The 19,146-nt window shown below is 23.9% G+C and carries 17 protein-coding genes and 4 tRNA genes; 12 read left to right on the top strand and 9 right to left on the bottom strand.

All coding sequences use genetic code 11. The features are described 5' to 3' along the window. The coding region (gene der, locus AB4W55_RS02245) for a ribosome biogenesis GTPase Der (protein ID WP_367672482.1) at positions 1–1,394 on the top strand (1,394 nt) is incomplete at its 5' end. A 7-nt stretch (positions 1,395–1,401) separates the two neighbouring features. On the opposite strand, the gene AB4W55_RS02240 is transcribed toward der, so the two are convergent. From AB4W55_RS02240 to AB4W55_RS02220, 5 genes are all read right to left on the bottom strand, one after another. Then, positions 1,402–1,719 (bottom strand): 2Fe-2S iron-sulfur cluster-binding protein, encoded by a 318-nt coding sequence (locus AB4W55_RS02240; protein ID WP_367672480.1) that lies wholly within the window; start codon positions 1,717–1,719, stop codon positions 1,402–1,404. A gap of 90 nt (positions 1,720–1,809) precedes the next feature. Further along, a complete protein-coding gene (locus AB4W55_RS02235; protein ID WP_367672479.1) occupies positions 1,810–3,333 on the bottom strand; it encodes an Hsp70 family protein in 1,524 nt (507 codons plus the stop codon). 21 nt (positions 3,334–3,354) lie between these two features. Next, complete coding sequence (hscB, locus tag AB4W55_RS02230) at positions 3,355–3,870, bottom strand: Fe-S protein assembly co-chaperone HscB (RefSeq protein ID WP_367672478.1); 516 nt, start codon at positions 3,868–3,870, stop codon at positions 3,355–3,357. 141 nt (positions 3,871–4,011) lie between these two features. Beyond that, a complete protein-coding gene (gene iscU / locus AB4W55_RS02225) occupies positions 4,012–4,395 on the bottom strand; it encodes a Fe-S cluster assembly scaffold IscU (RefSeq protein ID WP_367672476.1) in 384 nt (127 codons plus the stop codon). Between the two features lie 31 nt (positions 4,396–4,426). Further along, the gene (locus tag AB4W55_RS02220) at positions 4,427–5,641 is read right to left on the bottom strand and encodes an IscS subfamily cysteine desulfurase (RefSeq protein WP_367672474.1); all 1,215 of its coding nucleotides are present in this window, start codon (positions 5,639–5,641) and stop codon (positions 4,427–4,429) included. 240 nt (positions 5,642–5,881) lie between these two features. Between AB4W55_RS02220 and AB4W55_RS02215 the strand changes: the two genes are divergently transcribed. The 9 genes from AB4W55_RS02215 to AB4W55_RS02175 all read left to right on the top strand — a co-directional run bounded on the left by AB4W55_RS02215 (position 5,882) and on the right by AB4W55_RS02175 (position 13,703). After that, positions 5,882–5,955 (top strand) — tRNA-Trp (locus tag AB4W55_RS02215). 65 nt (positions 5,956–6,020) lie between these two features. Then, positions 6,021–7,898, top strand: a complete 1,878-nt coding sequence (gene ilvD / locus AB4W55_RS02210; protein WP_367672473.1) for a dihydroxy-acid dehydratase — start codon at positions 6,021–6,023, stop codon at positions 7,896–7,898. Positions 7,899–7,951: 53 nt separating this feature from the next. Beyond that, a complete protein-coding gene (gene ilvC, locus AB4W55_RS02205; protein ID WP_367672472.1) occupies positions 7,952–9,415 on the top strand; it encodes a ketol-acid reductoisomerase in 1,464 nt (487 codons plus the stop codon). A gap of 84 nt (positions 9,416–9,499) precedes the next feature. Then, positions 9,500–11,431 carry a UvrD-helicase domain-containing protein gene (locus AB4W55_RS02200; protein ID WP_367672470.1) on the top strand — a complete coding sequence of 644 codons (1,932 nt, stop codon included), beginning with the start codon at positions 9,500–9,502 and terminating at the stop codon, positions 11,429–11,431. Positions 11,432–11,514: 83 nt separating this feature from the next. Beyond that, a complete protein-coding gene (trxA, locus tag AB4W55_RS02195) occupies positions 11,515–11,853 on the top strand; it encodes a thioredoxin (RefSeq protein ID WP_367672809.1) in 339 nt (112 codons plus the stop codon). A gap of 166 nt (positions 11,854–12,019) precedes the next feature. Then, positions 12,020–13,279 (top strand): transcription termination factor Rho, encoded by a 1,260-nt coding sequence (rho, locus tag AB4W55_RS02190; protein ID WP_367672468.1) that lies wholly within the window; start codon positions 12,020–12,022, stop codon positions 13,277–13,279. Between the two features lie 120 nt (positions 13,280–13,399). Next, positions 13,400–13,473, top strand: a tRNA-Arg gene (locus AB4W55_RS02185). A 56-nt stretch (positions 13,474–13,529) separates the two neighbouring features. Next, positions 13,530–13,602, top strand: a tRNA-His gene (locus tag AB4W55_RS02180). A gap of 27 nt (positions 13,603–13,629) precedes the next feature. Beyond that, a tRNA-Pro gene (locus AB4W55_RS02175) sits at positions 13,630–13,703 on the top strand. Between the two features lie 40 nt (positions 13,704–13,743). On the opposite strand, the gene hemC is transcribed toward AB4W55_RS02175, so the two are convergent. Both hemC and cyaY read right to left on the bottom strand, forming a co-directional pair. Further along, positions 13,744–14,679: a hydroxymethylbilane synthase gene (hemC, locus tag AB4W55_RS02170; RefSeq protein WP_367672467.1), complete on the bottom strand. Its 936-nt coding sequence runs from the start codon at positions 14,677–14,679 to the stop codon at positions 13,744–13,746. Positions 14,680–14,751: 72 nt separating this feature from the next. Beyond that, the gene (cyaY, locus tag AB4W55_RS02165; RefSeq protein ID WP_367672465.1) at positions 14,752–15,126 is read right to left on the bottom strand and encodes an iron donor protein CyaY; all 375 of its coding nucleotides are present in this window, start codon (positions 15,124–15,126) and stop codon (positions 14,752–14,754) included. A gap of 137 nt (positions 15,127–15,263) precedes the next feature. Between cyaY and dapF the strand changes: the two genes are divergently transcribed. Then, a complete protein-coding gene (gene dapF, locus AB4W55_RS02160) occupies positions 15,264–16,097 on the top strand; it encodes a diaminopimelate epimerase (protein WP_367672807.1) in 834 nt (277 codons plus the stop codon). Positions 16,098–16,190: 93 nt separating this feature from the next. Continuing rightward, positions 16,191–17,444 carry an MFS transporter gene (locus AB4W55_RS02155; RefSeq protein WP_367672463.1) on the top strand — a complete coding sequence of 418 codons (1,254 nt, stop codon included), beginning with the start codon at positions 16,191–16,193 and terminating at the stop codon, positions 17,442–17,444. A gap of 98 nt (positions 17,445–17,542) precedes the next feature. Here AB4W55_RS02155 and AB4W55_RS02150 read toward each other — a convergent pair whose 3' ends face one another. Beyond that, the gene (locus AB4W55_RS02150; protein ID WP_367672462.1) at positions 17,543–18,229 is read right to left on the bottom strand and encodes a class I SAM-dependent methyltransferase; all 687 of its coding nucleotides are present in this window, start codon (positions 18,227–18,229) and stop codon (positions 17,543–17,545) included. Between the two features lie 130 nt (positions 18,230–18,359). Beyond that, positions 18,360–19,130, bottom strand: a complete 771-nt coding sequence (locus AB4W55_RS02145; protein WP_367672461.1) for an FAD-binding oxidoreductase — start codon at positions 19,128–19,130, stop codon at positions 18,360–18,362. Positions 19,131–19,146 lie beyond the last annotated feature (16 nt).

The following is a 19,146-nucleotide window of genomic DNA, read 5'->3' as shown; positions in this document are numbered from 1 at the left end:
TTAAAAAAAAGAGTTTATTCTATATGATTCCTATCATTACCTTAATTGGACGAAACTACGTTGGTAAATCTACAATATTTAATCAATTAATAAATAAAAATAATGCATTAATTAGTAAAGATGATTTAATATCTACAAGAGATAGAAATCATGGATATTTAAATTATAAAAATTTTAAAATATCCATTTATGATACTGCAGGAATAAAAAATTTTATAAATTTAAAAAAAACAATAGAATATAAAATTCTTCAGCAGACGAAAATTGCAATTAAAGAGGCACATTTAATATTTCTCGTATTAAATGCAAATGATGGAGTGACATTTCAAGATAGAGAAATCTTAGGATATCTTAGAAAAAAAAGCAAAAATATCTTTTTAATTGTTAATCAAATTGATAAAATTAACAAAAATCAATTAATTTTTAATGAATACTATATATTAGGGATTAAGCATATTATTTTTATTTCAGCAATTTCAAAAAAGAACATTCATAAATTAATTAAAATAAATATCATTCCTTGGATAAAAACAAACCAAGAAAAATTAAATCTTACAATTAAAAAATTTGATAAAATATATCATCCTAAAATAAAAATATGTATTATAGGAAAACCCAATGTTGGAAAATCTACTTTATTAAATTCATTGATCAATGAAGAAAGAGTTGTTACACATAACTTAGCAGGAACAACAAGAGATTATATTACAGTAACAAAATGTCATGAAAATAAGAACTATCAAATTACAGATACAGCTGGTATAGAAAAAAAGAATAAAATTAAAGAAAATATACAATATTTAGCAAAATATAAAACAATAGATCAAATCCGTAAATCTAATATTTGTATCTTAATAATTGATTATCAACAAAAAATTTCTAAAAAAGATTTATTAATATTAAATGAAGTTATTAATATTGGAAAATCATTAATAATTATTATAAATAAATCAGAAAATATTTGCATTCAGGAAAAAAAAAATATAAAAAATTATCTAATTAAAAAAAATAAATTTATTAAATTTATTCAAATTCATTTTATTTCTGCATTATATAACATAGGAATTAATAAAATATTTGATTTAATTAATGAAGTTTATAAAACTTTTAATAAAAATATTAAATCCTCTAAATTAACAAAAATTATGCAATATGCAATACAAAAAAATCCCATTCCTCTTATAAAAGGAAAAGAAATAAAATTAAAATATGCTCATGTTGTAAGTTATCAACCTTTTATAATATTAATACATGGAAATAAAACTTCTTTTATTTCAAATACTTATAAAAAATATTTGATTAACTTTTTTCAAAAAAAATTAAATATCAAACATACATGTATTAAAATTATATTTAAAAAAAATAACAATCCCTATGTTAATTCAAAACATTAATTATAAATTAATATAATGGTATTTTAACTTTGATAGTTTCAATATTATTAATAATTTTTGCTTGGCAAGATAATCTACTGTTATATTCTAATTGCATAACTTTATCTAAAACATCATTTTCTTTTTCTGTAATTTTTGATAATGATTTACATCCAGCTTCTATAATACAATGGCATGTACTACATGCACAGGATTTCTCACATGCATGTTGAATATTAATATTATTTTTTAGAGCAATATCTAAAATACTTTCTCCAATATCAGCATGAAATATTCCTCCAGATGGTATTAAAATTTTGTGAGGTAAAAAAATAACCTTCAACATATTTAATTTTCCTTTTTTAAATTGATATTTTTATTATATTTTTTTAAATTTATATAATAGTAATCTTTAAAAATCTATTATTTTATTAATTTAATGAGATAATATTGAATTAGAATCTAATTCTAATTTCATTTTTAAGTGTTTAGTATTCTCCTTGACAAAGACATTTAAAATACCATTTGTATCGATTTCAAATGTTACAGATATATAAACTTTTCCAGCTGGTTTTAATGGAATATTACCAAAAGAAAATTTAGCTAAAGATTTACAATCTTTAACATATAATTTTTCTCCTTGTAAAATATGTACAATGATCGATTTTTGATTATCACGAAAAGTAGTAAAAAATTTTTTTTTACTAATTGGAAGAGTTGTATTTGCTGGAATAATACATTCCATTATACCTCCCATTATTTCAATACCTAAAGAAATTGGAAGTACATCTAATAAAATCATTTGATTGTTATTAAAATTAGGCTCTACCAAGTTAACTGCATGAATACCAGCCCCAATTGCAACCACTTTTCTGGGATTAATTGAATTTAAAATTTTCCTTTGAAAAGTAATTTCAACCTTTTTTTGAATATATGGAATTAATGTAGATCCTCCAACTAAAATTATTTCATTAATCTGTTTTATTTTAATGCAAGATTGTTTTATAGTTTTTTTACATAAGAAAATAGTTTTTTCTACTAAATGATTAATTAATGAATTAAATTTATTTCTATTAATTTTAAATGTTTTATTATATATCTTAAAAATTATAGAATCTGATTTACTTAAAAGCATTTTAATTTGATTTGCACATTTTAAAAAATATCTATACGATGAATGATATTTTTTAAATGAAAATCTAAATTTAGAAAACAAATATTTAGCTAAAATATCATCAAAATCATCACCTCCTAATTGAGAATCTCCATTAATTGCTAATACTTCAAAAATACCATTTGATACTTTTAAAATCGAAACATCAAATGTTCCTCCTCCAAGGTCATATACTAATATAGTAGTATCTTTTTTAAAATGTAAACCATAAGCAATGGCAGCAGCAGTTGGTTCATTTAATAATCGTAAAATTTTAATACCAGCAATTTCAGAAGCATGTTTAATATTTTTTCTTTGTATATGATCAAAATATGCTGGTATTGTTAATACTATTCCATAAATACTTTTATTTAAAAAATTTGATGATTTATTTAATAAATAACGTAAAATTTTACCAGCTATTTCGCTAGGAGTAATTTTTTGATATTTGGTACAAATCAAAACTTCTTTTTTAATAGAATCAAATTCTAATTTATATGGCAAATTAGGATATGTATTTTTAATATATTCTAATGAATGACCAATTAGTCTTTTAATAGAAATAACAGTATTTTCAGGATCAAGAATGAGCATATTTTCAATTTTTTTACCTACTGTAATTTTGTTTTTTTGAAAATATACAATAGATGGAATTAAATATTCTTTTTTGGAATTATTAATAATATTAATGGTTTTATTATATTTATAAGATATTACTGAATAACTTGTCCCAAAATCAACTCCAAGAACTGTTTTTTCATGAAATAATTTTTTTTTTTTTATTTTCTTTTGATTCAAAGAATTCATAAAAATTTATCCTTATATTTTTTATATATTGTATTCAATGCTTATATTTTTTAGAAAAATATCCTTTTTTAAAAAAAAAGATATTTTTTTTAAAATATCTATTGCTGTTTTCCATTCTTTTTTATTTAATGCAAATATTATTTCATCTTGATGTTTTTTTATACAATTTTTAATATGTAATCTTAATTTTTTTATTTCAGAAAAATTTTTAGATTTTTTATTGATGTTTTGCAATTTTTCAGATAAATGAAATTGTTCAATTAAAAAATTTTTATCTTGTATTAAATCATTTTTATTTAATAAATCAAATCCGTGTAATGATAAAATATATTTTGCTCTTAAAAAAAAATTTTTTAAAACATGATAAGCTTTATTAATTACAATGGATTCTTTTAATTTTTTTTGTTGTTCTAATAATGGTAATTGAATAAATTTATCAGGATGAAATTTTCTTTGTAATTCATAAAACTTAGCAGATAATAACGCTTGATCAATTTTAATATTTTCAGATATTTCAAATAATTCAAAATAATTCATAATTCTTCACTTAATAAAAATATTATTTAAAAATATTTTATATAAATTAAAAATTAAATTATATAAATAGTAATTTTCAATACATTCAAATGTTTAAAAATATTTGAATGTATTACATTAATTTAAAAATTAATTATCTAATTATTGGTTCTTTTTTCTATAGTCCAATATAGCGGCTTTAATCGCACTTTCTGCTAAAATAGAACAATGAATTTTTACTGGAGGTAATTCCAATTCTTCCGCGATTTTACTATTTTGAATATTTTCTGCTTCTTCCAGAGATTTTCCTTTAATCCATTCTGTAACAAGTGAACTAGATGCTATTGCAGAACCACATCCATATGTTTTGAAACAAGCATCTTTTATAATACCTTTTTGATTAACTTTAATTTGTAATTTCATAACATCTCCACATGCAGGTGCTCCTACTAAACCATTTCCAATATTCTTAGCATCATAATTTTCAAAGGAACCAGCATTTCTAGGATTTTCATAATGATCTAATACTTTTTTACTATATGCCATATTATAATCCTACAAAAAAAATAATTATATATTAATTATATTTCCATTTTACTTTATTTAAATCAATACCTGATTTAAACATTTCCCATAATGGTGATAAATTGCGTAATTTTTTTATTGATTTATGAATAATATTAATAGCATAATTAATTTCTTCTATTGTTGTAAATCGTCCAATTGAAAATCTAATAGAACTATGTGCTAACTCATCTGATAATCCCAATGATTTTAATACATAAGAAGGTTCTAAACTAGCAGAAGTACAAGCAGATCCTGAAGAAACAGCTAAATTTTTTAATGCCATAATTAATGATTCACCTTCAACATAGTTAAAACTCACATTTAATATATGAGGAGCACTATTTTTTAAATTTGTATTTAAATGAATTTCTTCTATGTTTTTAATTCCATCCCATAAATGATTTCTTAAATTTAATAAATTTAATGATTCAATAGAAATTTTTTTTCTGAGAATACGACATGCTTCACTCATACCTATAATTTGATGTACCGGTAAAGTTCCAGATCGCATGCCACGTTCATGTCCACCTCCATGAATTTGAGCAGATAATCTTACTCTAGGTTTTCTTTTAACATATAATACACCTATTCCTTTTGGTCCATAAATTTTATGTCCAGAGAAAGACATTAAATTTATTTTAATCTTTTGAAGATCTAGAGGAATTTTTCCAATACCTTGTGTTGCATCTACATGAAATAAAATATTGTTTATAGAACAAATTTTTGAAATTTTATAAATATCTTGCAAAGTACCTGTTTCATTATTAACATAAAGAATAGAAATTAAAATAGTTTTTTTATTAATAGCTGATTCTATTTTTTTTATATCAATTAGTCCATTTTTTTCTGGATTAATATAGGTAATTTTATATTTTTTTTTTTCAAGAAATTTACAAGTATCTAATACAGATTTATGTTCTACACTACTTGTAATTATATGATTTCCTTTTTTGTAATAAAATTCCGCACATCCTTTAATAGCTAAATTATTAGATTCAGTTGCTCCTGAAGTAAATATAATTTCACGCGAATCTGCATTAATTAATTTTGCTATTTCTTCTCTAGCAATATCTATTGCTTCTTCAGCTGACCAACCAAACCAATGAGAACGAGAAGATGGATTTCCAAATTTTCCATTCAATGTTAAATATTGCATCATTTTCTTTAATACTTTATCATCTACTGGAGTAGTTGACGCATAATCTAAATAGATTGGAAATTTCATAAATATTTTTCCTCAGTAATTTCATATAAAGTATATAATTCATTTTATTAAATTAATTTATTGATATCTTATATTAAATTTGATTTAAATTATGATAAAAATTATCTTTCTTAAAAAATTATTTAAATATTTAACTATTTTAAATTTTTATTATTAATATTATAAATTTAGAATATTAATTTTTATCTAAAATACTTTAAACTGGACTAAATATATAAAAATATAGTATAATAAATGCATAGGGATGTAACTCAATTTGGTAGAGTGTCGGTCTCCAAAACCGAATGTTGGGGGTTCAAGTCCCTCCATCCCTGAAAATTTTTAATTTCAATTAAATAATATATCTAAAAAGAAAATATTTTTTGTTAGAGGAAAATTTATGCCTGTGTATCGCTCTAAAACAAGTACTAATGGAAGAAATATGGCAGGGGCTAGGTCTTTATGGCGTGCTACAGGAATGAATGATGATGACTTTAAAAAACCTATTATTGCTGTTGTTAATTCATTTTCACAATTCGTACCAGGTCATATTCATTTACGGAAAGTTGGAAAATTAATTGCTGAACAAATTTATATTTCTGGAGGTGTTGCAAAAGAATTTAATACAATTGCTATTGATGATGGAATTGCTATGGGACATGATGGTATGTTATATTCTTTACCTTCTCGTGATTTAATTGCAGATTCTATAGAATATGTTATCAATGCTCATTGTGTTGATTCTATGATTTGCATTACTAATTGTGATAAAATTACTCCTGGTATGTTAATGGCATCTTTGAGATTAAATATTCCATCTGTATTTATCTCGGGTGGACCAATGGAAGCGGGCAAAATGAATAATTTGCATTCTTCTAATATCAATCATAAAATTAATTTAGTTGATGCAATTAGTTATAGTGCTAATCCTAATATATCAGATGATATTATTGATGATATTGAACGTTCAGCATGTCCTACTTGTGGATCTTGTTCGGGAATGTTTACGGCTAATTCTATGAATTGTTTAATCGAAGCTATGGGTTTATCTTTACCCGGTTCAGGAACTTTATTAGCCACACATGTAGATAGAAAAAAAATGTTCATTAATTCTGCAAAAACTATTGTTGAATTAACTAAGAGATATTATGAAAATAATGATAATACTGCTCTCCCGCGATCAATTGCAAATAAACATTCTTTTGAAAATGCAATGAAATTAGATCTTGCTATGGGTGGTTCAACTAATACAGTTTTACATTTATTAGCAGCTGCTCAAGAGGGTAAAATTAATTTTAAAATGTCTGATATAGATATTTTATCTAAAAATACTCCACATTTATGTAAGGTTGCTCCAAGTACAAATTTATATCATATGGAGGATGTACATCGTGCGGGTGGAGTAATGGGAATATTAGGAGAATTAAATCGTATTAAATTAATAAATAATAAAGTTAAAAATATTTTAAATTATTCTCTTAAGGATACTTTAAAACAGTATGATATTATGGTTACAAAAGATGTTGAAGTAATTAAAATGTTTCGTTCAGGACCAATGGGTGCGCGCACTGTTAAACCATATTCTCAATCCTTCCGTTGGAAAGATCTTGATAAAGATCGGCGTACAGGATGTATCAGATCATCAGAATTTGCGTTTAGTCAAGATGGAGGATTAGCTGTTTTATATGGAAATATAGCAAAAAATGGATGTATTATTAAAACAGCTAGTTTAACAAAAGAACAATTTATATTTCATGGACCAGCAAAAGTTTATGAAAGTCAAGATTCTGCAGTTGATGCGATATTATCAGGAAAAATTTATTCTGGAGATGCCATTATTATTCGATACGAAGGACCTAAAGGTGGCCCTGGAATGCAAGAAATGTTATATCCTAGTACATATTTAAAATCTATGGGAATTGATAAATCATGTGCTTTAATTACAGATGGTAGATTTTCAGGTGGTACTTCGGGATTATCTATTGGTCATGTTTCCCCAGAAGCTGCTAGTAAAGGTTTAATTGCTTTAATTCATAATAATGATATGATATATATTAATATTCATGATCGTACAATTCAACTAGATATTACGGAAGATGAATTAAAAAAACGTATCAAAACTGAAGAACTGAAGAAAAATAATTCTTATCAACCTAAACATCGTACTCGATCTGTTTCATTTGCTTTAAAATTATATTCATCTTTTGCAACTAGTGCTGATAAGGGTGCGGTAAGAGATATTAATAAATTAAAAAATTTTTTGAATAAAAAAAAATAATTCTATGTAAAATCAATATATAAAAAAAATATTTTAATTAAGGAAAATAATACATGAGTAATTATTTTAATAAATTGAATTTTCGTGAAAAAGTTATACAATTAAATAAATGTCGTTTTTTGGATAAATCTGAATTTAATAATAAAAATAGTTTTTTAAAAAATTATAATATAGTTATTGTTGGTTGTGGTGCTCAAGGTCTCAATCAGGGATTAAATATGAGAGATTCTGGTTTAAAAATTTCGTATGCATTAAAAGAAGAAAGTATTTTAAGTAAAAATATTTCTTGGAAAAATGCAGTAGATAATAATTTTTCGGTTGGAACATATTCTGAACTTATACCTTTTGCTGATTTAATTATTAATTTAACACCAGATAAACAACATTCAAAGCTAGTTCAAGATATAGTACCATTGATGAAAAAAAATGCTACTTTAGGTTATTCACATGGTTTTAATATTGTTGAAGTTGGAGAACAAATTAGAAAAGATATTACTGTAATCATGGTTGCTCCAAAATGCCCTGGTACTGAAGTAAGAGAAGAGTATAAAAGGGGATTTGGTGTTCCTGCATTAATTGCTGTTCATGTTGAAAATAATCCATTAAATTATGGTTTAGAAATTGCTAAAGCTTGGGCTTTTTCTATAGGTAGTCATCATGCAGGAGTATTAGAATCATCATTTATTGCTGAAGTAAAATCTGATTTAATGGGAGAACAAACAATTTTGTGTGGTTTATTACAAACTAGCTCATTATGTTTGTATGAAAAATTAATATCTAATGGTCATAAATCATCTTACGCAATTAAACTTTTGCAATATGGTTGGGAAATTTTAAGTGAATCTTTAAAACATGGTGGAATTACTTTAATGTTGGGCCGTGTATCCAATGCTTCTAAATTTAGAATATGTAAATTATCTAATTATCTAAAAAAAATGTTCCGATCATTATTTAGAAAACATATGGATGATATTATTTCAGGAAAATTTTCTTATCATATGATAGAAGATTGGAAGAATAAAGATCAAAATTTATTATTATGGAGAAATGAGATAAAAAATTCTGCATTTGAAAAAGCATTAAATTCTGATATCTGTTTTGCAGAAAAAGATTATTTTGATTGTGGTAATGCTTTAATAGCTGTATTGAAAGCTGGTGTAGAATTGTCATTTGAAACTATGGTTGAAACTGGAATTAAAGCAGAATCTGCATATTATGAATCTTTGCATGAATTACCATTGATTGCGAATACAATTGCTCGAAAACGTCTTTATGAGATGAACATTGTTATCTCAGATACAGCTGAATATGGAAGTTATTTATTTACTAAAAGAGCTATTCCAATTTTTAATGTTTTTATGAATCAATTACAATTTGGTGATATTGGAAATATTTATCCTGATAACAAAATTAATAATATTGAATTACAATTATTAAATGACAGTATTCAGAATCATCCTATTGAAATTATAGGCAGACAATTAAGAGTTCATATGACGAATATGAAAAGTATTTAGTATAATCATTTATTTTAAAATATTTATATATTTTTTAATTATTATGTTACAATTAAAAATCTGATAAATATTTTTAATTTATTAATGTCTCTTAATTATAGCCAAAAGAAAGCAATTAATACAATCAATGGACCATGTTTAGTATTAGCTGGAGCAGGTTCAGGAAAAACAACTGTAATTATAAGTAAAATTATTCAGTTAATTTCTCTTAAAAAATATCAATTACACGAAATTTTTGCAATTACTTTTACTAATAAAGCTGCTCGCGAAATGCAACATCGAATTAGAAAAAAAATATGTATAAAATATTATAATAGTTCTTTAAATATTTCTACTTTTCATGCATTAGGTATGAAAATTATTCGCAATGAATTAAATGTTTTAAAATATCGAAATAACTATTCTTTATTTAATTATACAGATCAATTAAATATTATTAAAAAAATTGCGTATGAAAAGATTCAAAAGAATAAAAATTTATTTAAGAAGATTTTGATATATATATCATATCAAAAAAATAAATTAGTTAGTCCAGAACAAGCAATGAAAGTTTCTATTTCTAATATTGATAAAGAGTTTTCATATTATTATTATTTATATAATCAATATTTAAAAAAATATCATGCTTTTGATTTTGATGATTTAATTTATGTTCCAATTATGTTATTTAAGAATCATAAATCTATTTTGTTGAAATGGCAAAATTATATTAAGTATCTTTTAGTAGATGAATATCAGGATACTAGTTATATACAATATCAATTTATTAATTTATTAACTCAAAATCATCAAAACTTTACTTTAGTAGGTGATGACGATCAATCAATTTATTCTTGGAGAGGTGCTGGTGTAAAAAATATTTTTTTATTAAAACATGATTATCCTAAATTAAAGATTATAAAAATGGAGCATAATTATCGTTCTTCTAAAAGAATTTTAAATGCTGCTAATCATTTAATTTCTCATAATCCTCATATAATAAAAAAAAAATTATTTTCTAACTTTGATGATGGAAAAAAAATAAGTATCTTATATCTTGAAAATGAATATATGGAAGCAGAAGAAGTTCTCAAAAATATATTGTTACATAAATCTATTTATCAAAATTTCTATAAAGATTATGCAATTTTATATAGAAATAATTATCAATCAAAAATTTTTGAGAAAATCTTTTTACTTAAGAAAATTCCTTATTTTATTCATAATCATTCTTCATTTTTTAGTCATCCAGAAATTAAATATTTAATTATTTATTTAAGATTTATTATAAATCAAAATGATGATTCTGCCTTTTTAAAAATTATTAATGTTCCATCTAGAAAAATAGGTAAAATTACTATTAATAAAATTGAAAAATGGGCTAAAAAAAAAAATATAAGTTATTTTAATGTCATTTTAGATAAAGATTTTCAAAAAGAAATTAATCAATCAACTAATTTACGGTTATTAAATTTTTTTAATTGGATTCAAGAAATTTTAGAATTTGCACAAAAAAAACCATCAGAATTATTAAATAAAATTATTTATGACATAAAATATACAAAATGGTTATTAAAAAATTTTATAAAAAATAAAAACATTGATTGTATTAAAAAAAATATTGTTATTTTTTTAAATTGGATAAAAAATGCTTTAAATGATTATACGAAAAAATCTTTTGAAAATTTATTAGATATTATTATTCAATTAAGTTATTATGATATAGACTATAATAATAATGATATTTCATCAGATAAAATTCAACTAATGACAATTCATGCTTCTAAGGGATTAGAATTTTCTTCAGTATTTATTATTGGAATGGAAGAAGGAATTTTACCTTATGAAAAAAATCTAAAAAATAATATTGATGAAGAGCGACGATTAATGTATGTTGGAATTACAAGAGCTAAAAAAGAATTAACATTGAGTTTTTGCGAAAAAAGATATTATTTTGGAAAAACACTGTTTAATAAACCTAGTCGATTTTTATTTGAATTACCTAGTCGAGATATTTTTTGGAAAAAATTATTTTAATTATTTATTCTCTATTTTTGTAAAATACTATTATTTATTTTGTATAATATTTATATTAGTATAATATTATTTAAGGAATCTATATTGTGAGTAATAATATTCTTAATTTAACAGAAGAGAGTTTTCAGGATTTAATTGCTCAAACAAAACTTCCTGTATTGATAGATTTTTGGGCAGAATGGTGTGGTCCTTGTAAAATGTTTGCTCCTATTTTAGAAGAAATTTTTGAAAAATATAAAAATTGTTTAATTATTGCAAAAATTAATGTTGATAATTTTCCAAAAATTGCATCAAAATATTCTGTTTCTAGCATACCAACGTTATTATTGTTTAACAATAATGAATTAATTTCTACGAAGACAGGTGTACTTTCTAAAGTAGAAATAAATAAATTTTTAAATTCGCATATTAATATTGTATAATTTTTTTTTATAATAATGCTAATATATTTAGTGATTTTAAAAAATATTAATTTAAATTATTTTTTTTTATTTTTTATACAATTATATTAAATAATAAATTTTTATATTGTAAATTATATTTATATTTTTTAAAATTATATCCCAATCTTAATTAAGAACTCTTATTATGAATCTTACCGCACTTAAAAACATGCCGGTTTCTGAATTAATTGCTCTTGGTAATAATATATCTTTAGAAAATTTAGCTCGTATGAGGAAGCAAGATATTATTTTTACTATTCTGAAACAACATTCAAAAACTGGTGAAGACATATTTGGTGATGGTATACTGGAAATATTACAAGATGGATTTGGATTTTTAAGATCATCCGATAGTTCTTATTTAGCTGGACCTGATGATATATATGTTTCTCCTAGTCAAATTCGTCGATTTAATTTACGAACAGGAGATACTATATCTGGAAAAATTCGACCCCCAAAAGATGGGGAGCGATATTTTGCTTTATTAAAAGTTAATGAAGTAAATTATGATCAACCAGAAAATGCGCGTAGTAAGATTTTATTTGAAAATTTAACACCCTTACATGCTAATTCTAGATTACGTATGGAGATGGGAAATGGTTCTACTGAAGACCTTACGTCTCGTGTATTAGATTTAGCTTCTCCTATAGGGAGAGGTCAAAGAGGTTTGATTGTAGCACCCCCTAAGGCTGGAAAAACTATTTTATTACAAAACATCGCAAAAAGTATAGCGTACAATCATTCAGATTGTATTTTGATGGTATTGTTAATTGATGAGAGACCCGAAGAAGTTACTGAAATGCAGCGATTAGTAAAAGGTGAAGTTGTTGCCTCTACTTTCGATGAGCCAGCTTCTCGGCATATTCAGGTTGCTGAAATGGTCATTGAAAGAGCAAAACGATTAGTTGAACATAAAAAAGATGTTATTATTCTTTTGGATTCAATTACTAGACTTGCAAGAGCTTACAATACTGTAATTCCTTCTTCTGGTAAAGTACTAACTGGTGGAATTGATGCAAATGCTTTGCATAGACCTAAGCGTTTTTTTGGAGCTGCAAGGAATATAGAGGAAGGTGGTAGTTTAACAATTATTGCTACTGCATTAGTTGATACTGGTTCGAAAATGGATGAAGTAATTTATGAAGAATTTAAAGGTACTGGTAATATGGAATTACCTTTATCTCGTAAAATTGCCGAAAAACGTGTGTTCCCTGCAATTGATTATAATAGATCTGGAACAAGGAGAGAAGAGTTATTAACTTTATCAGATGAGTTACAAAAGATGTGGATTTTACGAAAAATTATTCATCCTATGAGTGAAATTGATGCTATGGAATTTTTAATTAATAAATTATCTATGACAAAAACTAATAATGAATTTTTTAATATGATGAAACGTTCTTAAAATATAATAAATCTTATAAAATATCCTGGAATAGAGTATAATATAGTATATAAAAATGATTATTTTTCATTAAAGAAAATACTAGACATTTTAAATAAATCGCTATATGCTATAAATATAGCGCTCGTAGCTCAGATGGATAGAGCGCTACCCTCCGAAGGTAGAGGTCTCAGGTTCAAATCCTGTCGAGCGCAAATATTTTTTTTTGAATGGAAATTTTATAGATTTAATATTTTAAAAACTGTTTATGGTGACTATAGCTCAGTTGGTAGAGTCCTGGATTGTGATTCCAGATGTCATGGGTTCGAGCCCCATTAGTCACCCATCTTTAATTTTTTATTAGAATATTTCGGCGAATAGCGCAGCTTGGTAGCGCAACTGGTTTGGGACCAGTAGGTCAGAGGTTCAAATCCTCTTTCGCCGAAAATATTACATTTCTAAATATGTAAAATAAATTTTCATTTTTAATTATATTTTTTATCATGTATATTTAATATTTCTTTTGCTCCGTATGTTAATAATTTTTTAGCCAATTTGTATCCTATTTTTTTTGCATTGGATAATGATCCATATTGTTCACCTTTTAGTATGACTTTCCCATCTGAAGATCCTATCATTCCTCTTAACCATAATATATTTCTTTTTATAATTGCAAAACTTCCTATTGGTGTTTGGCACCCGGATTGTAATATTTCACAAAAAGATCTTTCTGCTTTTATGCTAATATAGCTACTTGTATTATTAATTTTTTTTAATATAATAGAAATATTTTTATCATATTTTCTAGATTCAATTCCAATTGCACCTTGTCCGCATGATGGTAAAGATAATTTTTCTGATATAATTTGTTTAATTCGATGTTTTAATTTTAGTTTATTTAATCCTTCTACTCCAAGAATGATAGCGTCATACATTCCAAGATCTAATTTATTAATCCTGGTTTCTATATTACCTCGAATAGGATAAATGATTAAGTCAGGTCGATAGGAAATTAATTGACATTTTCGTCTTAAACTAGATGTTCCGATAATTGCGCCTATTGGTAATTCGTTAATTGAATTGTAATAGTTAGAGACTAATGCATCTAATGGATTTCCTCTTTTACAAATGCTAATTAAATGTAATTGATTATGTATTTTAATTGGAATATCTTTCATCGAATGAATTGCAATATCAGCTTGATTTTTTAATAGTGCTAGTTCTAATTCTTTAATAAAAATGTTTTTTCCATTAATACGATATAATGGTTTATCAATATTTTGATCTCCGTAAGTATTGATAGGAATAATTTGAATTTTTAAATGAGGGTAAAAATATAAAATTTTTTTCTTAACATGATAGGATTGTAATAATGCTAATGGACTTTTTCGGGTCGCAATTCGAATAATTTTTTGTTTCATGATGATGATAAGTATTTCATTTTAACAGAAAATAAATATTTTATATTTTTGAATTATCGTTAAATAAAAACTTTATTTTTTAAAATTTTTATTGTTTTTAAAATCATTTTTATCATAAAGATTGGAAAAATTTACTTTTTCTTTACCCTGTGTATAGAAAGATTCTTCTAAAATATTCCATATATTTCTTTTTGTACGATTACAAATCCAATTAAAATTTTCATAATTAAAATGATATCCATTTTTTTTAGTTGCTAACCAAATTTGTTTTAATGCTGTTTGTTTATTAATGATAATTTTATTATTTTTTTGAAATGATATTGTCATAATATTGTTATTAATTTCATAATCGATATCATTTTTACCATGAAATGTATTTAGGTATTCTTCAATTTTAAATAATATTTTTTCGAATTGAAGGTAGAAATCTAATTGTGTAAGTTTCATTTTGTTTATAGTATTTTTAAAATATATTTTAGTTTATAAAAATATTTTAGTGTTTTATTAAGAAAATACAATATAATTTATAATTATTAATGATTTTTTGTGAAATACGTAATATGCTTAAAAATAGTTTTCAAAAAATAAATTTTTCAAAAATGCATGGTCTTGGAAATGATTTTGTTATTATAAATAAAATTAATCAATTTTTTAATATTTCTAGTATTCAGATACAAAAATTATCTGATAGAAATACAGGAATTGGTTTTGATCAATTATTAATTGTGGAAAAATCTGATGACTTAAACTTTGATTTTTTTTATCGTATTTTTAATTCTAACGGATCAGAAGTATCACAATGTGGAAATGGTGCAAGATGTTTCGCTTATTTTGTTTTTCTAAAAAAAATTACACATAAGAAACAGTTAGTTCTTAAAACACATACAAATATTATCTATGTTAAAATATACAACAAATACCAAATTAAGGTAAATATGGGGATACCAGTTTTTAATCCTGATAAAATACCAATGTTATTTCCGGAAGCTTTAAAGAAATATTCTATTATTATAAATAGTAAAAAAATATTTTTTGGTGCGGTTTCTATTGGTAATCCCCATTGTGTAATTATTGTGAATGATATATTAAAATATCCAATTCATGAACTAGGCAGTTTAATAAGTCAACATGTATTGTTTCCTGAACAAATTAATGTTAATTTTATACAAATTATTAATCGAAATCATATTATTTTTAGAGTATATGAAAGAGGGGTAGGTGAAACAAAAGCATGTGGTAGTGGTGCTTGTGCTGCTGTTGTGGTTGGAATAATACAAGATTTTTTAGATTCAAAAGTGAGAGTAACTTTACTTGGGGGTGATCTTAATATTAGTTGGAATGGATTAGATCATGCAGTTTATATGGTAGGACCGGCTGAACATGTATATGATGGTAATATTAATTTGCCTATTATTTAATTTATTTTCATTTTTTTTCTTAAAAACATTTAAATTATATTATTATTGTATTTAATACAGTTTTATTAAAACATTGTTAATAAGGGAAAAATTTTGTTTTATTTAAAAAAAAATATTCAAAAAGAGAATCATAATGATTATTCTCTGCAATCAAATGATAATAATCACGCATATGTCCAAAAAGGAACAAAGCAATTTATTAGAATAATTTTAGCATTATTTTTTGCTGGATTTTCTACTTTTTCAATTTTGTATTCTTTACAACCTATCTTACCAACATTTTCTATTGAATTTCATTTAACTCCATATCAAAGTAGTTTATCTTTATCTCTTGCAACAGCCTCGATGGCTATTGGTATGTTATTAACTGGATCATTATCTGATTTTTTTGGTCGTAAAATTATTATGAGTATTTCATTATTTTTATCCACTTTTTTCACTATTCTTTGTGCATGTATGAATACTTGGAATGAAATTATTATCATGCGTTTATTGACTGGTTTTTCCTTAAGTGGAGTAGCTGCTGTAGCTATGACGTATTTAAGCGAAGAAATAAATCCTAAAATTTTACCTTTTGCAATTGGATTATATATTAGTGGAAATACTATTGGTGGATTTTTCGGAAGGTTTTTAAGTAGTATATTAATTAATTATTTTTCATGGAATATGTCTATTATGATCATGGGATGTTTATGCTTAATAGCATCTATTTTATTTGTGGTATGTTTACCATCTTCAATTAATTTTAAAAGTACTTCTTTAAAACCTCGCCAGATAATATATGATTTAATATGTCAGTGGAATGATAAATTATTATCTGTTCTTTTTATCATTGGTTTTATTTTAATGGGTAGTTTTGTAACTGTATTTAATTATATTGGATACAGGCTTATGATGAAGCCGTTTTTTTTAAATCAAATTATGATTGGTTTGCTTTCTATTGTATATTTATTTGGAGTATATACTTCTCCTAGGGCTAGTTCTTTAATTGAAAAATATGGTCGAAAAAATATTGTGATATATTCTGTATTAATTATGATAATGGGAATTATTATTACACAATCAAATACATTATTTGTAATTATTATAGGATTAATATTGTTTTCATCTGGTTTCTTTGCAGCTCATTCGATTGCAAGTAGTTGGATTGGACATCAAGCTAAGATATATACAGGACAAGCTTCTTCAGTATATTTATGTTCTTATTATCTAGGTTCTAGTGTTTTAGGTACATGTGGTGGATTTTTTTGGTCTTTTGGGAGATGGATGGGAGTTTCTATATTTATTTCTTTTGTATTAATTATTGGAATAAAAATGATGTCTACAATTAAATCTAATATTAAATAAACTATATTATTTATTTAATTAATTATTTGTTATTAGATAATTTAACTATTCATAATGGATTATTAATGATAAATATTTTAACTTGATTTATTTGAAATTTAATTTTTGTAAATGTCAAACCTATGTTTCTTTGTTTTTATGATATGTTTTGGTATTTTATTTCCTAGATGATTAGCATATCTAGGTCTTTTCACTACAATTTTTTTAATCATTAATGATTGAAATTTTTGAAATAAAATATCAGAATCATTATCGTTTCCAACTAAATCTCTAATTATTCTAATATTTTTTTTAGATAAAGAGGTTTTTTTGATTTTAGGAAACATAGGATCTAAATAAACGACATCAGGTTTAATTTTTTCTAATAGTAAAGTTGTTATTTTAGAAGTATGAATTAATTTAATATTTTTTTTTAATAAATTACCAATTTTTTTATCTTTATATCCTCTTTCTAATCCATCGTTAAGTAAAGCAGCTAAAACAGGATTTCGTTCTATCATAAATACTTTACACCCTAGAGAGAAAAATATAAATGAATCTTTTCCTAGTCCAGCAGTGGCATCTAATACAATTAGTTTTTTATTTTTTTTAATTCCTATTGCTTTTGCTATTTTTAGATTTTTATTATTTCTATAGAATTGTACTTTTTTATAATTTAAATTAATGTATATATTTTTAAATTTTGGTTCTAGATTATTTTTGAGTTCTAGGTGGCAATCAGGCTGAATAATAAGAGAGTATTTTGTATGTTTTTGATTTTTTAATTTCCACTTGTTAATTAACATATTTTTTATTTTTTTATTACATTTGTTAACAATATTAATTTTATATTCCATATTAAATAGATTAGGTTAATAATTTTAGATACTAAAATGGTAGTATTTTAAAAATTTTTTATTTACATATTACTCTATTTTACCAGTAATGTTCATTACTAATATTTCCTGGAGTTCTTCTTAGGTGTTTTTTTAATCCACGATGTTTGATTAAAAATGATTCTGTTTCTTTAATCATATTTGGATTGCCACATAGCATTACATGTGAGTTTTTAGGATTAATTTGACATCCTATTTTTTTTTCTATAGAATTTTTATATAATAAATATGGAATACGTCCTGATAATGAATTTTTATATTTTTCTCCACTTACTATGATTTCGTATTCTAATTGGTTTTGATATTTAATTTTCATTTTTTTTAAAAAAGGTAAATATATTAGTTCTTTTGAATATCTTACAGCATATATTAAAATAATTTTTTTAAATTGATTTAATTTTGTTCCATCGTTTAGAATGGAACAAAATGGTCCTATTGCCGTTCCAGTAGCAAACATCCATAAAACTTCTTTATCTGGAATTTCGTGAATCGTAAAAAATCCAAATGAATTTTTTGAAATGTCAATGTTATCACCGGGATTTAATTTATATAATTCGGTTGTCATTTTTCCCAATGGGATACGTTTTATAAAAAATTCTAGATTTTTCTCTTTTGGGGCATTTACATAAGAATATGCTTTTTGAATTCTTTTTTGATTGTTTTTTTTTATGGATAATTTTGAAAATTGACCAGCAATAAATTTTGATATTGGAGCATTTATAATTAATTTAAACAAATTATGTTCGAACTTTTCTATCTGTATTACTTTTCCTTTGACCCATTCAGTCATTATCAAATCCTTAAGCATCATGATGTAAGGGAATTAC

Source organism: Buchnera aphidicola (Symydobius americanus) (assembly GCF_964059135.1).
Taxonomy (GTDB): domain Bacteria; phylum Pseudomonadota; class Gammaproteobacteria; order Enterobacterales; family Enterobacteriaceae; genus Buchnera_L; species Buchnera_L aphidicola_AJ.
The sequence above is the reverse complement of the archived record's forward strand: the minus strand, read 5'-3'. Positions and strand labels throughout refer to the sequence as shown.